At 34.3% G+C, this 2,231-nt stretch carries 2 protein-coding genes; both read right to left on the minus strand.

Features of this window, described 5'->3' with window-relative positions:
• Positions 1–313: 313 nt before the first annotated feature.
• On the minus strand, positions 314–571 hold the full coding sequence (locus tag AFK68_RS00900) for a DUF1830 domain-containing protein (RefSeq protein ID WP_094670896.1): 258 nt from the start codon (positions 569–571) through the stop codon (positions 314–316).
• A 198-nt stretch (positions 572–769) separates the two neighbouring features.
• Positions 770–2,035: a radical SAM family heme chaperone HemW gene (gene hemW, locus AFK68_RS00905; RefSeq protein WP_094670898.1), complete on the minus strand. Its 1,266-nt coding sequence runs from the start codon at positions 2,033–2,035 to the stop codon at positions 770–772.
• Positions 2,036–2,231: the final 196 nt, after the last annotated feature.

Genomic DNA, 2,231 nt, shown 5'->3' on the forward strand with positions numbered 1-2,231 from the left:
CTCCCCTACTCCCCTACTCTCAATTTTAGGATTACTATATAGATTTGATAATTTTATTCAGTATACTTATAAACTTTATAAGTTAACTATACTTGACCTATAAAAATAGTTAGTGATGAGTCAAAAAAAAAATCAATCACTAACTAAGCTGTTAGGCATTTAAACCATTTATGTGTTGTATGCCTAGTTAACAAGAAAACCCTCATTAATTTTTACTTCTGACTTTTGACTTACTAATACGCATTTTAAATGCGTATTAGCTTATTCCAATGTAACTTAGTCAAAGTAACTTTTAGCAATTTCCAACTATTGCTTACTCATCAACTTTCAAATCTTGACACAAAAAACGTTCACATCTAATTTCACCATTTTCTTGAGCTTGATGAATTTCTAATTCTGCTTCAGGAACTCCTTCAAATAAGAAACGTTCTCCCGGAAAAACTGCACGTTCCCAATATTGATTTTCAACATTACTAATTCTAGCAATTTGCATCTTGTGAGTAGTATTCACATAGAAACAGAGAAATTTTTGTTCCTGTTTTTTTGGTAGTCTATCTAGTGCTATAGTCACAATCTTTAAATCCCCTCTAAATTTTTGCTGCCGATTAGCAACCCGACTGAATATTGATATCTTTGAGCGCCAATAAAATTATTATAAACGGATAGGGATCGCTTAAGTATATTTTTAATTACTTTTGTTGAAGAAAATTAATTTAACTTAAGTTGTCCACTCTAAACCTAGTATTTTCCCAGTAAAAATACTCAGAATTTAGCAGTCGATACTGATAGAATTACTAAGTTTGCTAAATAACGTTGATAAAACAGTATTGGAGAACAAAAAACCTTCAGGATCTGTCAATCTCAAATATCCCTCTATCGGAAGTTCTTGGTTATTAGAGAAAGGGGTTGCTACACCTTTTGGATTAAGAAATTCGACCCACCCTAATTTTTGATAGGGTTGTAAATAGATTAATAATTTTTCTACAGTTTCTTGACCAAACTGCTGAGATAATGTTAATAAATTCACCCCTTCTGCCAAGCGGAATCTTAACATCAGTGTTTCTAACAAACAATCCTGATTCGATGTATCAATACCCTGATTTTCTAAACTATGACCTTGAAACGATAACACCCATTGATAATATTCTTTCCGCGTGCGCGGTCTGGTAAATCTTTTCCCTTCTAAATAGCTTGCTGCACCCATACCAAAACCATAATAAGGGCGATTTTCCCAGTAAACTCGATTATGGCTACACTGATAACCCGGCTTGGCATAATTAGATATCTCATAATGTTCATATCCTGAAATTGATATCAACTGCTGTGCCATTCGATACATTTGGGCCGCCGTTTCATCTGTAGGCAAAGGAGCATGACCTGGTTGATAATAACGTCCAAAAGCTGTAACTGGTTCTACTACAAGGTCATAACTGGAGATATGAGTTGGGGAAATAGCTATTCCAGTTTCTAAAGAAGTTTGCCATTGTTCTAAGGTTTGGTGTGGCAGTCCTGAAATTAAATCGATACTAAAATTAACAATTCCCGCTTGATGCAATGTGTCTACTGCTTTGTAAATATCTAAGACATCGTGCGATCGCCCAGAAAGCTGCAATAAATCATCTTGAAATGCTTGTACTCCCAGACTGACTCGATTTACTCCTAGGGATTTGTATCCTTCTATCTGTTCCAAGTCAAAAGTTCCGGGGTCCATTTCTATAGAAATTTCAGCATTGGCCATAATTCCAAATTTTTGTTCTAGGGTATCTAGAATCCGACTTAATTGACCCACTGATAACAGGGAAGGAGTACCACCGCCAAAGAAAATAGTTTCTAAGGGTTGACAAAAAGACTTTGTAATGTTTATTTCCTCACAAATTACCTCCACATATTCTTGAATCGGAGAAAAATTATCACCTTTTTTACCATCACCCACTACAGAGATCGGAAAATCACAGTAATAGCATCGCCGTCGGCAAAAAGGGATATGGACATAAGCCGAACTAGGAATGCAGTATTTTCCGATTGGCCTTTTCACTATTAAACAAAGTTACAAACTATTATTATTTATAAAACTATCTTAAACAATTATGAATTTAATGAGGAGTAGTAGTACGGTAAATCAGAAAAATAATCTTTCTTGAGGGGGTAGAAATATTACTTAAGTAGAAAGTAAAAAAAAGCACTTATAAATTTAATTTTTTCATTTACCTCGACTACACATACTCTAGTAT

Origin of the sequence: Hydrocoleum sp. CS-953 (assembly GCF_002260545.1) — a bacterium.
GTDB lineage: Bacteria > Cyanobacteriota > Cyanobacteriia > Cyanobacteriales > Microcoleaceae > Trichodesmium.